This window comes from Sphingomonas sp. (assembly GCF_019746015.1).
GTDB lineage: Bacteria > Pseudomonadota > Alphaproteobacteria > Sphingomonadales > Sphingomonadaceae > Sphingomonas.
On sequence record NZ_JAIESM010000064.1, the window covers coordinates 1 to 18,669 of the forward strand.

The 18,669-nt window shown below is 69.0% G+C and carries 20 protein-coding genes and 1 pseudogene; 5 read left to right on the forward strand and 16 right to left on the reverse strand.

Annotated features, from left to right (window positions below; genetic code table 11):
- Nucleotides 1-947, reverse strand: a pseudogene (locus tag K2Y03_RS09285) (glutamine-synthetase adenylyltransferase); the annotation flags it as partial.
- Nucleotides 948-1,030: 83 nt separating this feature from the next.
- Here K2Y03_RS09285 and K2Y03_RS09290 point away from each other — a divergent pair.
- Nucleotides 1,031-1,222, forward strand: a complete 192-nt coding sequence (locus K2Y03_RS09290; protein ID WP_294090277.1) for a hypothetical protein — start codon at nucleotides 1,031-1,033, stop codon at nucleotides 1,220-1,222.
- A gap of 13 nt (nucleotides 1,223-1,235) precedes the next feature.
- On the opposite strand, the gene K2Y03_RS09295 is transcribed toward K2Y03_RS09290, so the two are convergent.
- Together K2Y03_RS09295 and K2Y03_RS09300 are read right to left on the reverse strand one after the other, a co-directional pair.
- Complete coding sequence (locus K2Y03_RS09295) at nucleotides 1,236-1,853, reverse strand: sigma-70 family RNA polymerase sigma factor (RefSeq protein WP_294090280.1); 618 nt, start codon at nucleotides 1,851-1,853, stop codon at nucleotides 1,236-1,238.
- 30 nt (nucleotides 1,854-1,883) lie between these two features.
- Complete coding sequence (locus K2Y03_RS09300) at nucleotides 1,884-2,672, reverse strand: response regulator (RefSeq protein ID WP_294090282.1); 789 nt, start codon at nucleotides 2,670-2,672, stop codon at nucleotides 1,884-1,886.
- Nucleotides 2,673-2,919: 247 nt separating this feature from the next.
- Between K2Y03_RS09300 and K2Y03_RS09305 the strand changes: the two genes are divergently transcribed.
- Nucleotides 2,920-3,087, forward strand: a complete 168-nt coding sequence (locus tag K2Y03_RS09305; protein WP_294090284.1) for a hypothetical protein — start codon at nucleotides 2,920-2,922, stop codon at nucleotides 3,085-3,087.
- Nucleotides 3,088-3,096: 9 nt separating this feature from the next.
- Nucleotides 3,097-4,701: a histidine kinase dimerization/phosphoacceptor domain -containing protein gene (locus K2Y03_RS09310; RefSeq protein WP_294090286.1), complete on the forward strand. Its 1,605-nt coding sequence runs from the start codon at nucleotides 3,097-3,099 to the stop codon at nucleotides 4,699-4,701.
- Between the two features lie 201 nt (nucleotides 4,702-4,902).
- Here K2Y03_RS09310 and tatC read toward each other — a convergent pair whose 3' ends face one another.
- Genes tatC through rarD form a run of 9 tightly spaced genes read right to left on the reverse strand, consistent with a single transcriptional unit; the run spans nucleotide 4,903 to nucleotide 11,911 of the window.
- Nucleotides 4,903-5,673, reverse strand: a complete 771-nt coding sequence (gene tatC, locus K2Y03_RS09315) for a twin-arginine translocase subunit TatC (protein ID WP_294090289.1) — start codon at nucleotides 5,671-5,673, stop codon at nucleotides 4,903-4,905.
- Nucleotides 5,670-6,056, reverse strand: coding sequence for a Sec-independent protein translocase protein TatB (tatB, locus tag K2Y03_RS09320; RefSeq protein WP_294090292.1), 387 nt, complete (start codon nucleotides 6,054-6,056; stop codon nucleotides 5,670-5,672). The genes tatC and tatB overlap by 4 nt, the downstream gene beginning before the upstream one ends.
- A 10-nt stretch (nucleotides 6,057-6,066) precedes the next feature.
- Nucleotides 6,067-6,273 (reverse strand): Sec-independent protein translocase TatA, encoded by a 207-nt coding sequence (locus K2Y03_RS09325; RefSeq protein ID WP_294090294.1) that lies wholly within the window; start codon nucleotides 6,271-6,273, stop codon nucleotides 6,067-6,069.
- A 26-nt stretch (nucleotides 6,274-6,299) separates the two neighbouring features.
- Nucleotides 6,300-6,869, reverse strand: a complete 570-nt coding sequence (gene scpB, locus K2Y03_RS09330) for an SMC-Scp complex subunit ScpB (RefSeq protein ID WP_294090296.1) — start codon at nucleotides 6,867-6,869, stop codon at nucleotides 6,300-6,302.
- Complete coding sequence (locus K2Y03_RS09335; protein ID WP_294090298.1) at nucleotides 6,866-7,597, reverse strand: ScpA family protein; 732 nt, start codon at nucleotides 7,595-7,597, stop codon at nucleotides 6,866-6,868. The genes scpB and K2Y03_RS09335 overlap by 4 nt, the downstream gene beginning before the upstream one ends.
- A gap of 50 nt (nucleotides 7,598-7,647) precedes the next feature.
- Nucleotides 7,648-8,652: a beta-N-acetylhexosaminidase gene (nagZ, locus tag K2Y03_RS09340; protein WP_294090299.1), complete on the reverse strand. Its 1,005-nt coding sequence runs from the start codon at nucleotides 8,650-8,652 to the stop codon at nucleotides 7,648-7,650.
- A 4-nt stretch (nucleotides 8,653-8,656) separates the two neighbouring features.
- On the reverse strand, nucleotides 8,657-9,289 hold the full coding sequence (locus K2Y03_RS09345; protein WP_294090301.1) for an SPOR domain-containing protein: 633 nt from the start codon (nucleotides 9,287-9,289) through the stop codon (nucleotides 8,657-8,659).
- Nucleotides 9,289-11,013: an arginine--tRNA ligase gene (argS, locus tag K2Y03_RS09350; RefSeq protein ID WP_294090303.1), complete on the reverse strand. Its 1,725-nt coding sequence runs from the start codon at nucleotides 11,011-11,013 to the stop codon at nucleotides 9,289-9,291. The genes K2Y03_RS09345 and argS overlap by 1 nt, the downstream gene beginning before the upstream one ends.
- A 34-nt stretch (nucleotides 11,014-11,047) precedes the next feature.
- Nucleotides 11,048-11,911 carry an EamA family transporter RarD gene (gene rarD / locus K2Y03_RS09355; protein WP_294090305.1) on the reverse strand — a complete coding sequence of 288 codons (864 nt, stop codon included), beginning with the start codon at nucleotides 11,909-11,911 and terminating at the stop codon, nucleotides 11,048-11,050.
- Between the two features lie 146 nt (nucleotides 11,912-12,057).
- On the opposite strand from rarD, the gene K2Y03_RS09360 reads away from it, so the two are divergent.
- Together K2Y03_RS09360 and K2Y03_RS09365 are read left to right on the forward strand one after the other, a co-directional pair.
- Nucleotides 12,058-13,317 (forward strand): glutamate carboxypeptidase, encoded by a 1,260-nt coding sequence (locus tag K2Y03_RS09360; protein ID WP_294090307.1) that lies wholly within the window; start codon nucleotides 12,058-12,060, stop codon nucleotides 13,315-13,317.
- Nucleotides 13,318-13,441: 124 nt separating this feature from the next.
- A complete protein-coding gene (locus tag K2Y03_RS09365) occupies nucleotides 13,442-13,807 on the forward strand; it encodes a hypothetical protein (protein WP_294090309.1) in 366 nt (121 codons plus the stop codon).
- A 41-nt stretch (nucleotides 13,808-13,848) separates the two neighbouring features.
- On the opposite strand, the gene K2Y03_RS09370 is transcribed toward K2Y03_RS09365, so the two are convergent.
- From K2Y03_RS09370 to K2Y03_RS09385, 4 genes are all read right to left on the reverse strand, one after another.
- The gene (locus K2Y03_RS09370) at nucleotides 13,849-15,021 is read right to left on the reverse strand and encodes a DUF1501 domain-containing protein (RefSeq protein WP_294090311.1); all 1,173 of its coding nucleotides are present in this window, start codon (nucleotides 15,019-15,021) and stop codon (nucleotides 13,849-13,851) included.
- 3 nt (nucleotides 15,022-15,024) lie between these two features.
- Nucleotides 15,025-16,566: a DUF1800 domain-containing protein gene (locus K2Y03_RS09375; RefSeq protein WP_294090312.1), complete on the reverse strand. Its 1,542-nt coding sequence runs from the start codon at nucleotides 16,564-16,566 to the stop codon at nucleotides 15,025-15,027.
- 32 nt (nucleotides 16,567-16,598) lie between these two features.
- A complete protein-coding gene (locus tag K2Y03_RS09380; protein ID WP_294090314.1) occupies nucleotides 16,599-17,765 on the reverse strand; it encodes a deoxyguanosinetriphosphate triphosphohydrolase in 1,167 nt (388 codons plus the stop codon).
- Nucleotides 17,762-18,669, reverse strand: a 908-nt coding sequence (locus K2Y03_RS09385) for an SPOR domain-containing protein (protein WP_294090315.1), incomplete at its 5' end; no start/stop codon positions are given. The genes K2Y03_RS09385 and K2Y03_RS09380, both read right to left, overlap by 4 nt.

Sequence of the window (18,669 nt, forward strand, 5' to 3'; positions counted from 1 at the left end):
GCATCGACGGTGGCGGGCACGCGCACGGCCCGGTCACGCCCGCCATGGATCAGCTGGTGAATCTGCGCGAAAAACTCGCATTCGCGAATGCCGCCGCGCCCGCGCTTCAGGTCATAGCCCGGCCCCAGCGCCTGCCCCTGCGTATAATGATCGCGGATGCGCGACGAGATCGAGCGGATCTCGCGCACCGCGCCGAAATCCAGCCCGCGCCGCCAGATGAAGGGCTGGATCGCGGCCAGGAACCGTTCACCCAGCGCAATGTCACCAGCGGCGGCGCGGGCACGGATGAAAGCGGCACGCTCCCACGGCATCGCCGCCGATTCATAGTGGGAGATTGCCGCTTCCGCCGGCAGTACGATCGGCGTCACTTCCGGGCTCGGGCGCAACCGCAGATCGACGCGCAGCACATAGCCGTCGCCATCGCGCTCCTGCAGCAGCTGGACGACGCGGCGGCCGATCCGCACCGCTGCTTCCTCCGGCGCCTCGCGCGGGCGACGCGGCAGGGTGGCGGGGTCGAACAGCAGGATCGGGTCGATGTCCGACGAATAGTTTAGCTCGTGGCTGCCCTGCTTGCCCAGCGCAATCGCGGTGAAGCCGACGGGCTCGGCATCCGGCGTCCGCTCGGCAATCGCGCCGGCAATCGCGGCGTTCAGCGCGTAATCGGCGAAGTCGCTGAGCGCCGCCGTTACCTCGGCCAGGCTCATCCGGCCGGACAGATCGCCGATCGCCACCGCCAGCGCCAGCCGGCGCCGCTCGATGCGCAGCCGCGTCGCCAGCGGCACGGCACTGTCGGCCACGCGCAGCGCGGCGAAATCGGGCAGCACGCCGCTTGCCAGCGCCGCCGCCAGCGCTGGTTCACGCTCCATCGCCAGCGTCAGAAAAGGGGAATGCGCCCGCGCCCGGGCCAGCGCATCGGTCAGATCATGCGCGATAATGGCATCAGCCATGTGGATTGTTTGCCATGTCATCCCCGCGCGGCAGATGCGCCAGACCGATGCAACCAAATGGGAATTAGGGCGTTAGCACCCTTATGTCGACCATCTTGATGGCAGCTGCACCGCCAAAAGCGGCGCCTTCCCTCTCCGCCCAGGGGCCAGTGCCGGCGCCCGCGCTGGACGGCGTGGCGGCAGCGCTGGCGGCGGCGTTTCCAGTGGAGACGGGCGTGCCGGAGCCGCTGGCGGCGATCCTGCACCGCATCGATCAGGCCCCTATGCCGCGCTGATCCGCGGCGTCGTTCACCCATCGCGGGTCAGGGCATCGACCTGGCTCAATATCGCTTCGATCGGCGACTGCGTTGCCGGCGGTTCGCCACTGCGCGGCGGCAGCGCGCCACCGGCCAGCAATGCCTCCAGCGCGGTGCGCCCGCGCGCGACCCGGCTCTTGATCGTGCCGACGGCCACGCCGCAGATTTCGGCCGCTTCCTCATAGGCAAAGCCGCCCGCGCCGACCAGGATCAGCGCCTCGCGCTGCGCCGGGGGCAGCAGCAGCAGCGCGCGCTGCATGTCGGCCAGCTCGATATGCTTGTCCTGCCCGGCAGGCGCGGCGAGCGACCGCTCCGCCGCCAGATCGTCCCACTCGCCGCGAAAGCGCGCGCGGCGCAATTGCGAGAGATAGAGGTTGCGCAGGATGATGAAGGTCCAGGCGCGCATGTTGGTGCCGGCGTGGAAGCGCGCGCGCGCCGCCCAGGCCTTCAGCAGCGTTTCCTGCACCAGATCGTCGGCTAGGTCGCGGCTGCCCGAAAGCGAGCGGCCGAACGCGCGCAGCTGCGGGATCAGCGCGGCCAGCTCAACCTTGAACGCCGCGTCGGACAGCGCCTTTGGCGGCTCTGCGACGGGTGAATCGACCATGGTCATGCCGGCCCGCTTTCCGCATGCTCCGGGGGTTCAGACGACAGGCAGGGTGGACTGGTCAAAAAACAACGCCTGGCTGATTGCGGTTTTCACCGTCTGCCGCTGGAACGGCTTGGTAATGAGGAAGGTAGGCTCAGGCCGCTCGCCGGTCAGCAGCCGCTCGGGAAAGGCGGTGATGAAGATCACCGGCACGTGAAATTCGGCCAGAATGTCGCGCACCGCGTCGATGCCCGAGCTGTCGTCCGCCAGCTGGATGTCAGCCAGCACCAGCCCCGGCCGGTCGTCATGCGCAAAAGCCACCGCCTCGTCGCGCGTCACGGCCACGCCGGTCACCTCATGCCCCATATCGCGTACCAGGCTTTCGATATCCATCGCGATGATCGGCTCATCCTCGATGATCAACACGCGCGCGCGGGTCTGCCGGTCGATCTCGGCCAGCGCCTCGGCCACCAGTGCCTCAAGCTCGGCAGGGCTGATGTCGAGCAGATAGGCCGCGTCCTCCGGCGCGAAACGCTCCATCGCGGTCAGCAGCAATGCCTGGCGGGAGCGCGGCGCAATGCGGGCAAGGCGCACCCGCGCCACCTGCTCGCTCTCGGCGGGCGCGGCCTGCTGAATGGCGGTGGCGGCTGCGAGCACCGACTGGAACACCCGGTACAGCCCCAGCCGGGGATCGACCGAACGCGGGAACGAATCGGGATCGGAGACGATCAGCTCGAGCGCGGCACGCACCCTGCCGTCTCCCTCCACCTGGCTACCCGTGAGCGCGCGGGCATAACGGCGCAGAAACGGCACATAGGGTGCGAGTTGTTGTCCCAGCGGCATCGTCGCAGCGTCTCCCAGTCGCGCCCTGCTGCGAGTGTGAGCCTCGCAGCAGGGCGTTGCAATCACCTTGCCCGATATGGTGCAATGCCGATTGCGTTTTTGTGATGAAAAGCGGAACTATCGAGCCGCTGTTTGGTTTCATGGACCTTGTGTAAATTGGCCTTCGCGCCATGCCGGAGCGGTCGGGCCGATCAGTTGAACTGTTATCGAGTCGTCTAACGCTGTTGCTGCATCGAGGACCTGGTTGTTGAGCCCCCAAACCCCACCGCCAATCGAAACCGGCGACGAGCCCGCCCAGAGTGGGGCAGCGGCGCTGGATGGCGACATGGGCGCTGCGCTGCGGCTGATCTATCAGGCAGCGGCCAATGAAGCGATTCCGCCGGAAATGCTCGACCTGCTGAGCAAGCTCGATTGACGAGGGATCATGGCCGCGCAGGCTGATGCGGCAGAAGTAACCGCGCCAGCGCGCCTGCGCGCCACCCTGCCCACCGGCGCCAGGCTGTTCCTGATCCTGAGCATCGCGCTGCTGCCGCTGGCGCTGATCGGCATTTCTGCAGCACTCCAGGCCAATCGCATCACCGACACCGAAACACGGGCGCGGCTGCGGCTGGGCGCCACCGAAAGCGCGCGAGCGCTCGCCATCGAACTGGTGGGCGACATGACCGCGCTGCGCGTGGCGATCGGCGCGCTGGATGCAGACCCGGCCGATGCCCCCAATTGCGCGCGGCTGAAAAGCGTGTTTGCCGACCGCCTGTCGCAGGCGGTGCGCTTCACCATTTTCAACCAGGCGGGGCAGGTGCTGTGCGGGGTGCCGCCGCTGCCCGCTGCGACGCTCGACTGGCGTGGGCCACCCGATCAGGTCGTCGCCGGCATCGAGCCGGGGCGCGCGCTGGTGCTGGGCATCGATGCGCCGGGCAAAAGGCTGCGCGCGGTCGCGACATTCCCGGTCGCCGCGCTGGCCGACATTGCCCGGCCGACCAGCTTCACCCCCGCCTATAGCGCGCGGCTGACTGTCCACCGTGAAGAACTGGTGCTGGAATCGCTGCCCGACGTGGGGGCGCTCGGCCGGCTGGAATCGCTGACCGTGCCGGTGGGCATCGACCGGCTGTCGCTCACCATGAGCATCCGCGCCGCGCCGCTCACCGCGCCCGCCATCGTCTCGATGCTGCTGCCGCTGCTGATGTGGGCGGCGGCGGCCGGCATCGGATGGTTCGTGGTCGACCGGCTGCTGATCCGGCCGATGCGCGCGCTGGGGGGCGAAGTGGCGGCCTATCGCCCCGGCACGCTGATCGCTGCGGAGACGGTGCGCGACGCACCCGCACAGGAACTGCGCGAGCTGGGCGAGACCTTCCGCGCGCTGAGCGCCACCGTCGTCGCGCATGAGGCGGACCTGGCAGACAGCCTGACTCGCCAGACGCGGCTGACGCGCGAGGTGCATCACCGCGTGAAGAACAACCTGCAAATCATTGCCAGTCTTATCAATCTTCACGCCCGCGGTGCGGCCAGCGCGGATGCACACACCGCCTATGCCTCCATCCAGCGGCGGGTCGATGCGCTGGCGGTGGTCCACCGCCACCATTTTGCAGAACTCGCCGATCATGGCGCGGTGTCGCTGCGCGCGGTGATTGCAGACCTTGCCGCCAATATGCGGGCAACCGCGCCGGCCGATGCCAATCTCAACCTGTCGCTGGAACTGGCCAGCATCAGCACCACGCAGGACGTGGCGATCGCGGTTGCCTTTCTGCTGACCGAGCTGATTGAAATGGCGATGGGGCTGGGCAGCGCCGGGGGCGGGGCGATCACCATCGCGCTTGCGCCGATCACCGCGCCGGCCGATGGCGCGGGCGGCCGCGCCCAGCTGCGCGTCAGCGCGCCGATGTTCGTCGATAGCGACCGACTGCGCACGCTGCTCGCCGAGCGTTATGCGCGGGTCATCGACGGCCTTGCCCGCCAGCTGCGCAGCAAGCTGGAGCATGAGCCGCTAGCCGGCGTCTATGAGATCAGCATCGCCACGATCGCGCCTGGCTGAAAAAATCATCGCGGGCGCGGGAACCATCGCCGCGCACCCGGCGTTGAGCGACCCGGATGGTGTTCTTGCCCCCGCTCGCGCCATCCAGTCCAAAAGGTCCGGACGTGTAACCCCGCCCCCCCTGGTTGCACGTCCGGGCCTGATTTTTGCCGGGCCAGATTTTTCGGACGCAGCCTTGTTCGGCCAGCCTATTCGGCCCTTCTATTCGGCCGCAGCCTCGGCCGGCTTGCGCCGCCGCTCGGTGAGCCAGATGCCGATAATGCCCAGCTCGTAGAGGATGATCAGCGGAATCGCGAGCAACAGCTGCGAGCCGATGTCGGGCGGCGTCAGCAGCGCGGCAATGCCGAACGCCAGCACGATCGCATAGCGGCGAAAGCCGGTCAGCTGGCGCCGGGTAACGATGCCGGCCCGCTCCAGCAGCATCAGCAGGATCGGCAGCAGGAACGACACGCCAAAGCCGAACATGAACTGCATGATGAAGCCCAGATAATTGTTCACATCGGGCAGCGCGCGCTGCTCCACCCCGCCCAGATCGCCCTGAAAACCCAGCAGGAATTTGAGCGCGATCGGCACCGCGATGAAATAGGCCATCGCCGCCCCCGCGGAGAACAGCACCGGCGTTGCAAACAGGAAGGGCAGCAGCGCGCGCTTTTCGCGACCGTAAAGCCCGGGCGCGACAAACTGCCACAGCTGGTTGGCGATCACCGGCGAGCCGATCATCATGCCGGCGAACAGCGCCACCTTCACCTGCACGAAAAAGCCGCCGAACACGTCGGTATTGATGATTTCCTTCTGCCCGGCGGCCACCAGCGGGTGGACCAGAATCTGCAGAATGTCGCGCGCGAAGAAGAAGCAGCCGAAAAACGCCACCAGCACCGCGACCACGCAATAGATCAGCCGCCGGCGCAGCTCGACCAGATGGTCCAGCAGCGGCGCGCGCGATGCCTCGATCTCGTCGCGTTCGTCGGTCATGGCAGCGGGGCCGGCGGCACCGGCGGTACGCCTTCGGCGGCGGCAATCTCGTCGTCGCTGGGCGCGCCCTTCAGCGCGGGCTGGGGCACCAGGGCGGGCGTGTCGCTCACCGCACTGTCGGCCAGTGGCAGCATCGCGGGTTCGGTTGCGGGAAACTGGCGCATGATGCGCTCATTTTCGGCGGCCCATTTCGCCTCCAGCTCCTTCAGTTCCGCCTCGCGCACCATCGCGTCGAAACCGTCGCGGAACTGGCGCATGGCGCCGCGCGCCTTGCCGGTCCAGTAACCGACGACGCGCATCACCTTGGGCAGGTCCTTGGGGCCGATCACCACCAGCGCGACGATCGCGACCAGCAGCAGTTCGGACGGAGCGATATCGAACATGCCGGCGGACTTAGCCGTCCTTGGCGGCGGGCTCGCCCTCGGCCTTGCCGTCAATCCGCGCGGCCGGCTTTGCCTCATCCTCTTCGGCAAGGCCCTTTTTGAACTGCTTCACGCCCTTGGCCACGTCGCCCATCATTGCCGAGAAGCGCCCGCCCCCCAGCACCAATATCGCCACGCCGCCAAACAGCAGCCAATGCATCAGGCTGAAACCACCCATCACCAATCTCCTCTAACGCCCCCTATTTAGGCGTCTTCATCGTCCTTTGCCACCTCAACGCGTTCGATTGCGAGATCGACCGGATCGAGCAGCCCGGCGGCGCGCAGATCGTCGATGCCGGGCAGGTCGCGCCGGCTGGCCAGGTTGAAATGGACGAGGAATTCGGGCGTCGTCGCATAGGTCAGCGGGCGGCCCGGCACCTCGCGCCGGCCGGCCGGGCGCACCCAGCCCGCCTCCATCAGCACGTCGAGCGTGCCCTTGGAGATCTGCACGCCGCGAATCGCTTCGATCTCGGCGCGGGTGACCGGTTCGTGATAGGCGATGATGGCCAGCGTCTCCACGCCGGCGCGGCTCAGCTTGCGTGGCTCCTCGCGGTCGCGGCGGAGCAGGTGGGCGAGGTCGGCGGCGGTCTGGAAATGCCAGCGGTCGCCGCGCCGCACCAGTTCGATGCCGCGCCCCTGGTGATGGGCGGCAATCTCGGCAAGGGCCGCGCGCACATCGCCCTCGCCTGCATGCGCGCGGATCGCCTCGATCGAGAGCGGCGCGTCCGCAGCGAACAGCACCGCTTCCACCGCGCGGGTGAAGGCGTCGGTCATGCCGGCGGCCTCAGATACAGCGGCGCGAACGGCGCTTCCTGGCGCAGTTCGGCGCGGCCCAGCCGGGCCAGTTCCAGCGCGGCAACGAAGGAGGAGGCGAGCGCCGAGCGGCGATAGCCGCCCTCGGCACCGGGCGGCAGAAACGCCTGCAGCATCCGCCAGTCGGGCGCCAGGCCCAGCATGTCGCCCAGCCGTTCCAGCGCGGTTTCCAGCGTCATCACCGGGCGGTTGGCGACGATGTGCATCACCGGGCGCGTGCGCGCATTCACCCGGCCATAGGCGGCGATCAGGTCATAAAGGTCCGCCTGCCACGCGGCCTTGCGGATGGTGCGCAGCCCTTCGGGCGCGACGCGGACGAAAATGTCCCGCCCCAGCCGGTCGCGCGCCATCAGCCGGGCACCGGCCTCGCGCATCGCGCTCAACCGTTCGAGCCGCAGCTGGAGCCGCAGCGCGAGTTCTTCGGGGTCCGGCTCCTGCTCCGGGTCGCGCGGCAGCAGCAGCGCGGATTTCAGGTAAGCGAGCCATGCCGCCATCACCAGATAATCGGCCGCCACTTCCAGCTTCAGCGCCTGCGCCTGGTCGACAAAGGCCAGATATTGCTCGACCAGCTTCAGGATCGACAGCTCGCGCAGATCGACCTTCTGCGTGCGCGCCAGCGCCAGCAACAGGTCGAGCGGCCCTTCCCAGCCGTCGATATCGATGGTCAGCGTGTCAGCATCGGCAGTCATCGCTCGTGCATCTAATCACAAGCCGCCCGGCAGCGAAAGCGTCGCGCCGGTCAGGCCGGCACAGCTGCGAGCAGTGCGTCGCGTTTGGCGGCGAGTTCGGCGGCGTCGCCCTGAGGCGGGCGCAGCGTTGCCATTGCTCGGTCGAGCCGGGCGCGCGAGGCGGGGGCGATATCGCCGATCCGCCCGGCAATCTCAACCATCTCGTCCATCCGCGCCCAGCAGTCGAGCACCAGGTCGCACCCGGCGGCAACCGCCCCGGCGGCCTTTTCGCCCGCCGTGCCCGACAGCGCCTTCATGTCGATATCATCGGTCATCAACAGGCCGTCAAAGCCGATGCGGCCCCTGATGATGTCGTTGATGATGACCGGGGAGAGCGTCGCCGGCCGGTCATCCCACGCCTGGAACACGATGTGCGACGTCATCCCCATCGGCGCGTCGCGCAGCGCCTGGAACGGGGCGAGATCGATCGCCAGCGCCTCCTCGGTCGCAGTGACGGTGGGCAGGCTGTAATGCGTGTCGAGTTCGGCGCGGCCATGGCCGGGCATGTGCTTCACCACGCCGACCACACCGCCGCGCGCCAGCCCGTCGAGCACCGCGCGGCCCATCGCCGCCACCCGCTGCGGCTCATGACCCAAGGTGCGGGTGCTGATCGCCTCGGTCGTGTTCGGCTGGGCAATATCGAGCAGCGGCAGGCAGTTCACGGTGATGCCGACCTCGGCCAGCATCAGCGCGATCGCCTGGGCATTGGCGCGCGCCGCTTCGATCGCGGACATCGGCGCCACGTCATACAGTGCGTCAAAGGCCGGGCCGGCGGGAAAGGCGGGCCATTCGGCCGGCTGCATCCGCGCCACGCGCCCGCCTTCCTGGTCGATCAGGATGGGCAGATCGTCCCGCCCGGTCAGCGCGCGCAAACTGTCGGTCAACGCGCGCAGCTGTGCGCGGTTTTCGCAGTTGCGCTTGAACAGGATGAAGCCGGCCGGTGCCGCGTCGCGGAAAAAATCGGCCTCGCTGGCCAGCATCACCGGGCCGGCCAGCCCGAAAATCACCGGCTTCATCGCGTCATTGCCGGGCGATGAAGCAGGGCTCACCCGCCAGTTTCAGTTTGGCGCACAGCTCGGTCGCGGCGCTCGCGCTGCCGGCATTCACGCGCAACCGGTAGAAGGTGGCGCCGCCGACCTGCGCCTGCAGCACCTGGTGGCCGAGCCCGGCGAGATAGGCAAAGCGCTTGGACTGGCGCGTCCACGCCCCCATCGCCGCCGACTGGGTGGGGAACGAGCCCAGCTGCACCACCGATCCGCCCGCCGCGCCCGGCATCACGCCCTTGCCGGGCATGACCAGCGGCGCTTCAGACATCTGCTTCAGGTCGATCTTGCCCTTGGTCGGCCCCTTGCCCTGGCTGGTCGCCATCGCGGCATCGCCCTCACCCGCCACCTTCACGCCGCCGGGGCTGTCCGGCTTCACCTTGTAATCGCCCGCAGGGGCCGCGATCAGTTCGCCGCCGCCCTCGGCCGGGCGCGCCGCCTGGCGCTGGACGCTGTAGGCCGCAAAGATCAGCCCCGCGATAACCGCCAGCCCGCCGAGCACGAACAGCATGATGCGCCCGAACGAGGGACGATCATCATAATCCTCGTCCACCGTTTCCAGCCAGGGCAGCCGGTCTTCGTCTGCCAACGCCTCACTCACCGTCGCCATCAATTCAACTCCTCGACAGCCTCCACCCCGATGATGGCCAAGCCATTGCGGATGATCTGCCTTAACGCATCGGCAAGGAAAAGTCGCGCGGCGGTGAGCGCGGGATTGTCCGAAATCAGGAATCGCCGGTCGGGCCGGTCATTGCCCACATTCCAGGCGGCATGAAATTCCGCTGCCAGGTCATAAAGATAAAAGGCCACCCGGTGCGGCTCGCGCGCGGCGGCCGCGGTTTCGACCAGGCGGGGGAACTGCGCGGCGCGCTTCACCAGCGCCAGATCCTCGGCATCGAGCAGGGCCAGATCGGCACCCGCCGCGCTGATCCCGGCCTCGGCAGCCTTGCGGCCCAGCGAGCACATCCGCGCATGGGCATATTGCACATAGAAGACGGGATTGTCCTTCGACGCTTCCACCACCTTGGCAAAGTCGAAGTCCATCTGCGCATCGGCCTTGCGGGTCAGCATGGTGAAGCGCACCACATCCTTGCCGACCTCGTTCACCACATCGGCCAGCGTCACGAAATTGCCGGCGCGTTTGGACATTTTGACCGGCTCGCCGCCGCGCAGCAGGCGCACCATCTGGACGAGCTTCACGTCGAAGCGCGTCTTGCCGCCGGTGAGCGCGGCGACTGCCGCCTGAATGCGCTTGACGGTGCCGGCATGGTCCGCGCCCCAGATGTCGATCAGCGCGTCGGCGCTCTGCGCCTTCTGGTAATGATAAGCGAGATCGGCGCCGAAATAGGTCCATTGCCCGGTCGACTTCTTGATCGGCCGGTCCTGATCATCGCCAAAGTGCGTGGAGCGGAACAGCGGCAGCATCACCGGTTCCCAATCCTCGGGCGTTTCGCCCTTGGGCGCTTCCAGCATCCCGTCATAGACCAGGCCCCGCGCGCGCAGATCGGCCTCGGCCGCTTCGGGCTTGCCGGCGGCCTGGAGCGCGGCTTCGGACGAGAACACGTCGTGATGAATGCCCAGCAGCGCCAGATCGGCGCGGATCATCGCCATCATCGCGTCAACCGCGCGGGTGCGGAACAGCGCCAGCCAGTCGTTTTCGGGCGCGGCGACGTAACGATCGCCAAAGTCGGCGGCGAGCGCCTGCCCCACCGGCACCAGATAATCGCCGGGGTACAGCCCCTCGGGGATGGTGATCGTCTCGCCCAGCGCCTCGCGGTAGCGCAGATGGACCGAGCGGGCGAGCACATCCACCTGCCCGCCGGCATCGTTGACATAATATTCGCGCACCACCTTGTGCCCGGCCCATTCGAGCAGGCTGGCGAGCGCGTCGCCCACCACCGCGCCCCGGCAATGGCCCATATGCATGGGGCCGGTGGGATTGGCGGAGACATATTCGACATTCACGACCGATGCCTCGGCGCGCACCACCCGGCCATAGGCGCTGCCGGCGGTGGCAATCGCGCGCAGCTCGTCGCGCCAGGCCTGCTCGGTCAGGGTCAGGTTGATGAAGCCGGGGCCGGCGACCGCAACGCCCGCCACATCGCCCAGCGCCCTCAGCCGCGCGCCAATCGCCTCGGCCAGCACGCGCGGCTGCACGCCCGCGCGCTTGGCCAGCACCATCGCGGCATTGGTGGCCAGGTCGCCATGGCTGGCGTCACGCGGCGGCTCGACGGTCACGGCCTGGCGGTCGAGGTCGGCGGGAATCATCCCCTCGGCGACCAGGGCATCGAGCGCGGCATCGACCTGCGCGGCAAAGCGTGAATAGAGCGTCATGGCCAGCGCGCTTAGCGCCGCTGCCGCGCTTATGCTAGGCCGCGCGCCGCGTGGCGCTCACCACATAAAGCGCCAGGCCCGCCCAGATCAGCGAAAAGCAGATCAGATGCGCCAGCGTCAGCCGCTCGCCCAGCAGCAGCACGGCAACCGCAAATTGCAGGCTGGGCGCCAGATATTGCAGCACGCCCATCGTCGTCAGCCGCAGCACGCGCGCGGCCGCCGCGAACAGCAGCAGCGGAATCGCCGTCACCACGCCGCCGGCCAGCAGAAAGCCGGTCACCACGCCGCCGCTACCGAACGACAACCGGTCGCCCTGCGCCAGCCACCATATATAGCCCGCGCTGGCCGGTGCCAGCAGCAGCGTTTCCACCGCCAGCCCCTCTAGCGCGTCGACCGGTGTCAGCTTGCGCACCAGGCCATAGAGCCCGAACGAGATGGCGAGTGTCAGGCTGATCCACAGACCGGCCAACGCGGCACCGCTGGCCAGCACGGCAACCCCCGCCACCGCCAGCGCGACTGCCGCCAGCTGCAGCCGGGTCAGCCGCTCACCCAGAAAGGCAACGCCCAGCACCATGCTGACCAGCGGGTTGAGGAAATAGCCCAGGCTCGCCTCCAGCACATGCCGGTGCTGCACCGCCCAGATATAGCCCAGCCAGTTGATCGAAATGAGCAGCGCGCTGGCCGTCAGCGCCGCCAGCACGCGCGGCGTGGTGAGCGCCGCGCGCAGCCGCCCGGTGCGCCCCAGCGCCACGCCGAGCCCCAGCAGCAGCACCACCGAGCCCAGAATGCGCGCTGCCACCACCTCCCCCGGATCAACCGCGCGCAGCGGCAGGAAATAAAGCGGCAACAGCCCCCAGATCGCATAAGCGGCAATTGCCCGGAGGAGCCCTGTTTGCACGCCCTGCGCCATTATCGCCGTGGCCTAGGCCGGGCGGCGGCACCGGTCAAATGCCGATCTGGTTGGGATGGCTAAACAATTGCTGTGCGCTGGACAGCGGCGCGCGCGCGTGAAATCGTACAGCCGTTGCTGACACGGAGAATGACATGCGCCCCAGCCTGATAATCGCGACCGCCCTTGCCCTGTGCCTGCCGGGCGCCGCCCTTGCCGCCCCGCGCGATGCGGCAAAGGGAAAGGCGGGCGCGGTGTGGCAGGGGGCCGAGGGGCTGCGCGCCGAGCAGCTCGCGCTGCTGGAAAAGCTGGTCAACATCGATTCAGGCACCGGCAATATGGACACCGGCCCCAAGGTCCAGGCGATGCTGGGCGATATTCTGCGCGGGCTGGGCATGGAGGTGCGCTTCGTGCCGGCGGAAGCGCCCGGCCTGCCCGACAATCTGGTCGCCACGCTGAAAGGGCGCGGCAAGGGCCGGCTGCTGCTGATCGGGCACAGCGACACCGTGTTCGAGCCCGGCACCGCCGCCAAGCGCCCGTTCCGCATGGACGAGACCTATGCCTATGGCCCCGGCGTCGGCGATGAAAAGGGCGGCGTGGTGCAGGGCATCATGGCGATCAAGCTGCTGAAGCAGCTGAAATTCGACGATTTCGCGCAGATCACCTTCCTCATTGAAACCAGCGAGGAGCGCGGCTCGCCCGGCACCCGCAAGCTGATCGCCGAACTGGTGCAGCAGGCCGATGTCGAGCTGAATCTGGAACCCGGCCAGCCCGGCGACGCGGTGACCGTGTGGCGCAAGGGATCGAGCGCGTTCGAAATCAGCGTGAAGGGCCGCCCCGCCCATGCCGGCGTCGCCCCGCAGGAAGGGCGCAATGCCGCAAGCGAGCTGATCCACCAGCTGCTGCTGGCCGACGGCCTGCCCAAGAGCGGCGACGGGCTGACCAGCAACCTGACGCTGATCCAGGGCGGCGCGCGCTACAACATCATCCCCGAGGATGCGCACGCGACCCTGAACGTGCGCCTGCGCACCAAGCAGCAGGGCGCCGAGGTGGAAGCGCTGCTGAAGCGCAATGCCGAGACCACCCTGGTCCCCGACACCAGGGTGAGCGTGAAGCGCGAGGACAGCTTCCCGCCGCTGCCCACCAACCCGGGGACGGAGGCATTGGCCGATCTGGCCGGGCGGCTGTACGGCGAAATCGGCATGACGCTGGGGCGCGGCGGCAATGGCGGCGCGTCGGAATCGGCGCTGGCCTATGAAGGCGGCATTCCCGCGATCGACGGGCTGGGGCCGATCAACCAGGGCGCCCATTCGGAACGCGAGACGATCACCCTCGCCTCGGTCACCCCGCGCCTTTATCTGCTCACCCGGCTGATGATGGAACTGGGCAAGGCGCCGCCGCCCCGGCTGAAATAATCGCCGCCAAAACGGTTGGAACTGCGGCCGCAACGGATGCAGTTAATCCGGTTTAACTTGCTGATATCGAAGCCAGATTTCACCACTCCCCTGCCCCGATCACGGGGCATTGGGAGATGGTGCCATGACAACCTATCACGAGTTCGACAAGGCGAAGATCGAGGAAGCGCTGGACGCCGTAAAGGCCGATGGCGAGCTGGCCCGGGCCATTTATGCGCGCGACACCGGCGACCACGGCCCGGTGTTCGCGGCGGAAGAATATTCGGTCCTTGCCCAGTGCATCAGCGTGACCGTGCAGGGCCACCAGATCTGCCTCAACCTGCCGATCGTGGGCAAGAAGTGCATCAGCGTGCCGGTCAGCCTGCCCAGCGGCACGGCGGCGCAGGCGTGCCTCAGCATCTGCACCCATTGGGGCATCCCCACCGGCGTGAAGGTAACCATCAGCGTTGCCGGCCATGTCGTGGTGACGAAGACCTTCGGCAAATGCTGAGCTGAACCCGGCGCGCGCTGCCTCAACCGGGGTGGCGCGCGCTACACCAGCCCGGTGATCGGGCGGGCGCCGTTTGCGCCGGGGAACAGCGCCGGCATCAGCCGCGCCGGATCGAGCCCGAAATGCGCCGCCAGCGCCCCGGCAATGAACGCGTCGAGCTGCGTGGTCGGCTTCAGGTCGCGGCCTTCATAAAGTGCGGCCGGCGCCAGCCCCGGCCAGTCGGCCAGCACGCGCCCGCCCTTCACCGCGCCGCCCAGCAGCATTGCGCAGGCGGCCGTGCCATGGTCGGTGCCGCCGGTGCCGTTCAGCGCCACCGTCCGCCCGAATTCGGTGGCGACCAGCACCATGGTATTCGCCCAGAGCGGCCCCAGCCCGTCCTTCAGCGCGCCGATCATCGCGTCCAGCCCGCCCAGCTGCGCGGTCAGCCGGCCGCGCTGCTGGGCGTGGGTGTCCCACCCGGTCGTCTCGATCATCGCGATGCGCGCGCCATCGGGCGCGGCGAGCAGCTTGGCGGCGAGCGCGCCGGTTGCCGCGCCGCCATTGCGCCCGCCGGCGCCACCCGCACCGCCCATGTCGCCGCCCACTTCGCCAGCGAGCTTGCGCGTGCCGACCGCGTCGCGCCATAGCGCATTCAGCTGCGCATCGCCCTGATAGAGCATGGCGACGCGCTGGATCAGGTCCTGATCGGCATCGGGCAGCGCCGAGGGCGCATAGGAGGCAACGTCATTCGCGCCGCGCAGCGCCATCGGCACGGTGACCGCCACCGCGATCGCGCGCGCCTGGCCCGGCGGCAGCTGGCTGAGCAGCCGGTTGAGCCAGCCATCCTTGGCCTGATAGGCAAGCGCGGTGCCCGTCTCGAGCACATTCTGCCCGTCAAAATGGCTGCGGTCGCGATAGGGCGAGGCAATGGCATGCGCGAACAGCGCCTGGCGCTGGCCGTAAAGCGCACCGACCGTCTTCAGCGCCGGGTGCAGCGCGAACATGCCGTCGATGCGGGGCGCGGCGGCGAAATCATCGGCGAGCATCCCGCGCGCGCCGGCAAAGCCCGGATCGCCGACCGGCGCCAGCGTGCCCAGCCCGTCGGCCGCGCCACGCTGGATGATGAAGACGAAACGCTGATCGGTCGCGGCGCGGGCAAAGGCTAGGCGCGGCGCAAGGCCCAGCGCGACCCCGGCGGTCGCGCCCGACAGCAGGAAGGAACGGCGATCAAGCATCGGTCATCTCCGCATCATTTCGGGCGCAACGAGCAGCAGCGCCAGCGCCTGCTGGCCACTGTCGGCGTTGGCCAGCACCCGGCTGGTCTGCTCGCTGACGGCGGCGGGAAAGAGTTTGGGGGCAAGCGCGCGCGCATCGACCAGTTCGGCCACCCGCGCGGCCATGCGCTGGGCCGCTTCCACCCGGCGCATCACCGCGTCCGGCCCCGCCCAGCTGCCCGACAGATCGTCCCACCCGGCGGGTGAGCCCGGGCGCCATACCGGCTGGCCCAGCTGCGTCATCAGCCCGGCGACATTGGCGGCGGGCAGCTGGCGCGCGCCGGTCGCGCGCACTGCCGCCATCCCCCATTCCCAGGGCGTGCGGAACTTGACCGGGGCCGCCACCCACGCCTCCCGCGAGTCGACCAGCGCGCGATAGACGCTGGGCAGGTCGCCGCCCGAGCGCAAAAAGGCCGCCTCCAGCCGCTGCACCATTGCCGGCGGGGGTGTGTCTCCGGCGAAATGGCGCGCGAGCTTGGTGGCGATATGGGTGGCGGTGGCGGGGTGCACTGCCAGATCGTTAAGCACCGCCTGCCCCTGCGCCACGCCCTGCTGGGCATAGCGGCGGCCCATGATGCTGCGCTCGCCGGGCTGGTGAATGGCATCGGCAAACACGAAATCGCCGGGCGTGCCGTCGGCGCCGATCGCGCGCGCCAGGGGGCCATTGGCCAGGCCCGTCACCGTCCACCCGGTCAGCGCGCGGGCAAATTCGGTAACGTCCGCCTGGCTATAGCCGGTGCGCACGCCGAGTGTGTGCAGTTCCAGAATCTCGCGCGCCAGATTTTCGTTCAGGCCCAGCTTGCGCTTGGGGGCAAAGCGTGCTGCGCGCGTCGCCAGCATACTGTCCGGCCCGATCGAGGCGGCCTGATCGAGATAGAGCAGCATCGCCGGGTGCCGCTCGACCGCGTTCAGCATGTCGCCGAACCTGCCCAGCACATGCGGGCGGATCGCCTCGAACTCGAGCAGGCCAGACAGGCCGACCACGGTCAGCTTGTCGGCCGACACCGCAAAATGATTGGCCCAGAAATGCACCAGCCGCTCGACAAAGGGCGTGTCGGTGAGTAGCGCCGTGGTCGCGCGCGCGCCGACCTGGGTGACATAATTGTTGCGTCCCTGCTGCCCGGCAAAGCGGCGCGCGTCGCGCACCGGATCGGGCGCCTCGGCCGGCTTTGCCGCGCCGCCCTGCATCTCGGGCGCCATCGCCGGCGGGGCGACCTGCGCCATCGCACGCGGGCCGGCCTGTGCCTGTTGCCGCAGGAAGGGGCGCAGCCGCACCAGATAATCGGCAAGCTGCGCGGCCACCTCCGTCCGCCCGGGTACCGCGGCAATCGCGGCCGGTTTCGCCTCGAACCGGGCAAACTGGTCGAGCAGCCAGGCTTTCGGATTGTCCGGCACCGGCTGATCCGGCCGGGCACCCAGCCCGAAGCGGTTTAAGGCGATAGTCGCCGCCGACTTGGCATCCACCACGGCATCCTCCAAACGACCCCGATAGCGATGTGTGTACACTGCGCCTGTCGCAGAAGTTTGTCAGGGCGGCGTCAAAAACCCTCGGGCAGGTCGATCGGCCCGACCAGCGCGCGATAGGCGCGGATCGCGTAGCGATCGGTCATGCCGGCAATGTAATCGGCAATGTGGCGCCCGCGCCAGGGCGGGTCGGCGGGCAGGCCTGCCGCCCAGTTCGCGCCCATGTGCGCCGGTTCGTCCACATAGGCGGCAAACAGCGCCGCGACGATGCCGCGCGCCGCATCCGCCGCCGCCAGCTGGCGCGGATGGTGGTAAAGCGTGCGATACATGAAGCGTTTCAGCGTGCGCTCTTCCTCGCGCATCGCGTCGGAAAAGCCGATCAGCGGCACGCCTGCGGCATGGACATCGGCGAGCGTCGCCACGCCCGCGGCCGCGATCCGGCGGCGCGACTCGTCGATCAGGTCGCGCACCATCACGCCGATCTGGGTGCGGATCAGCTCGGGCACCAGCCGTTCGTCGGGCAGGCCGGGAAAGCGCGCGCGCACCAATGCCCAGAGCCGCGCGACCAGCGGCACCTCCATCAGCTCGTCCAGGCGCAGCAACCCGGCGCGCAGCCCGTCGTCAATGTCGTGATTGTCATAGGCGATGTCGTCGGCAATCGCCGCCACCTGCGCCTCCAGCGAGGGCCAGCGGGCAAGATCGAGCGCAAAGCTGGCATCGGCCGCCGCCAGCGCCCAGCCGGGCTCTGCCACCGGGCCGTTATGCTTGGCGAGGCCTTCCAGCGTTTCCCAGCTGAGGTTGAGCCCGTCGAAACGCGGATAGGGCCGCTCCACCACCATCAGCGCACGCAGCGTATGGCCATTGTGGCAAAAGCCACCCTGCCCGGCGAGCGCGGCCTTCAGCGCATCTTCGCCGGCATGGCCAAAGGGCGGGTGGCCAATGTCATGCGCCAGGCACAGGGCCTCGGTCAGGTCTTCGTTCAGGCCCAGCTCGCGCGCCACCGTCCGGCCGATCTGTGCCACTTCCAGGCTGTGGGTCAGCCGGACGCGGAAATGGTCGCCATCGGGCGCGATGAACACCTGCGTCTTGTGGCGCAGCCGGCGAAAGCTGATCGAGTGGATGATGCGGTCACGGTCGCGCTGGAAGGCGTCGCGCGGCCCGCGCGGCGTTGCCTGTTCCTCGGCATGGGCGCGCCCCCGGCTCGCCGCCGGGTCGGCCGCATAGCTCGCGCGCACGCTCATGGCGCGGGCAGCCGGTCGACCTTCTGCCCGGCGTCGCTGGTGAAGACGAACGCGCTGACGCCCGACCGCGCGAGCAGGTTGACGAAATCCTGCGCCTCATCCTCGGTCTTGAACGGGCCGGTCAGCACCCGGTTGGTCAGCCGCAACGGCGTGGTATAGCCCTGCCGGCCTTTGAGCGCGGCGGGCGCCTTGGCCTTCACCGCCGCCCAGGCGCGCGCCAGATCGCGCTCGCTCGCGCCGCCGGCCACCTGCACCCAGATGCGCGGCGGATTGTCGCGCGCCGGATCGGGCTTCTTGCCCTTGCCCTTTGCCTTAGGGTCTGCGTCCTCGGCCTTTTTGTCCTTCGCCTTGGGGTCGGGCGCGGGCTTCTTCGGGGACGGCATTGGCGCGGTGCCGAGTTCGGCGATCAGCTGATCGAGCACCGCATCGGCCGGCGCGGTGCGGGGCTTGGGCGCGCGCGCGGGCTTGGCGGTGGCAACGGCAGCGGGCGGCGGCGGGGCCGGCTTGGGCGCGGTCGTTACCGGCGCCGGTGCGGGTGCGGGTGTGGGTGCGGGCGTGGTCGCGGGCGGCTTTGCCGTGGCGATAGCCGGCGCCGGCCGGGGCGCAGGCGGCGGCACGAAATCGGCCGCCAGCGCGCCAAAGCCCGGCCGCACCTGCATCACGCCGGCGCGCACCACCGGCACCATCGGCGCTGCGCTCGCCACCCGCATCTCCAGCAGCGGCCGGGCGGAAAGCGCGGGCACCAGCGGCGGCTGGCTGGCCACGACGATCTGCAGCGGCGGCACTACCCGGCGCACCGCCACCATCGGCGCGGCGCGCGCGACGACAATGCGCAGCGGTTGAGGTTGCGGCGGCGGCGGCGCGGCGGCGGGGACGGGCCGCGCCTGGGCAAGCGCCGCTGCGG

Bases quoted from the DNA above. Each gene is read 5' to 3' on its own strand.
- K2Y03_RS09290 (WP_294090277.1), top strand. From the start codon at position 1,031: ATGTCGACCATCTTGATGGCAGCTGCACCGCCAAAAGCGGCGCCTTCC.
- K2Y03_RS09295 (WP_294090280.1), bottom strand. From the start codon at position 1,853: ATGACCATGGTCGATTCACCCGTCGCAGAGCCGCCAAAGGCGCTGTCC.
- K2Y03_RS09300 (WP_294090282.1), bottom strand. From the start codon at position 2,672: ATGCCGCTGGGACAACAACTCGCACCCTATGTGCCGTTTCTGCGCCGT.
- K2Y03_RS09310 (WP_294090286.1), top strand. From the start codon at position 3,097: ATGGCCGCGCAGGCTGATGCGGCAGAAGTAACCGCGCCAGCGCGCCTG.
- tatC (WP_294090289.1), bottom strand. From the start codon at position 5,673: ATGACCGACGAACGCGACGAGATCGAGGCATCGCGCGCGCCGCTGCTG.
- tatB (WP_294090292.1), bottom strand. From the start codon at position 6,056: ATGTTCGATATCGCTCCGTCCGAACTGCTGCTGGTCGCGATCGTCGCG.
- K2Y03_RS09325 (WP_294090294.1), bottom strand. From the start codon at position 6,273: ATGGGTGGTTTCAGCCTGATGCATTGGCTGCTGTTTGGCGGCGTGGCG.
- scpB (WP_294090296.1), bottom strand. From the start codon at position 6,869: ATGACCGACGCCTTCACCCGCGCGGTGGAAGCGGTGCTGTTCGCTGCG.
- K2Y03_RS09335 (WP_294090298.1), bottom strand. From the start codon at position 7,597: ATGACTGCCGATGCTGACACGCTGACCATCGATATCGACGGCTGGGAA.
- nagZ (WP_294090299.1), bottom strand. From the start codon at position 8,652: ATGAAGCCGGTGATTTTCGGGCTGGCCGGCCCGGTGATGCTGGCCAGC.
- K2Y03_RS09345 (WP_294090301.1), bottom strand. From the start codon at position 9,289: ATGGCGACGGTGAGTGAGGCGTTGGCAGACGAAGACCGGCTGCCCTGG.
- argS (WP_294090303.1), bottom strand. From the start codon at position 11,013: ATGACGCTCTATTCACGCTTTGCCGCGCAGGTCGATGCCGCGCTCGAT.
- K2Y03_RS09360 (WP_294090307.1), top strand. From the start codon at position 12,058: ATGCGCCCCAGCCTGATAATCGCGACCGCCCTTGCCCTGTGCCTGCCG.
- K2Y03_RS09365 (WP_294090309.1), top strand. From the start codon at position 13,442: ATGACAACCTATCACGAGTTCGACAAGGCGAAGATCGAGGAAGCGCTG.
- K2Y03_RS09370 (WP_294090311.1), bottom strand. From the start codon at position 15,021: ATGCTTGATCGCCGTTCCTTCCTGCTGTCGGGCGCGACCGCCGGGGTC.
- K2Y03_RS09380 (WP_294090314.1), bottom strand. From the start codon at position 17,765: ATGAGCGTGCGCGCGAGCTATGCGGCCGACCCGGCGGCGAGCCGGGGG.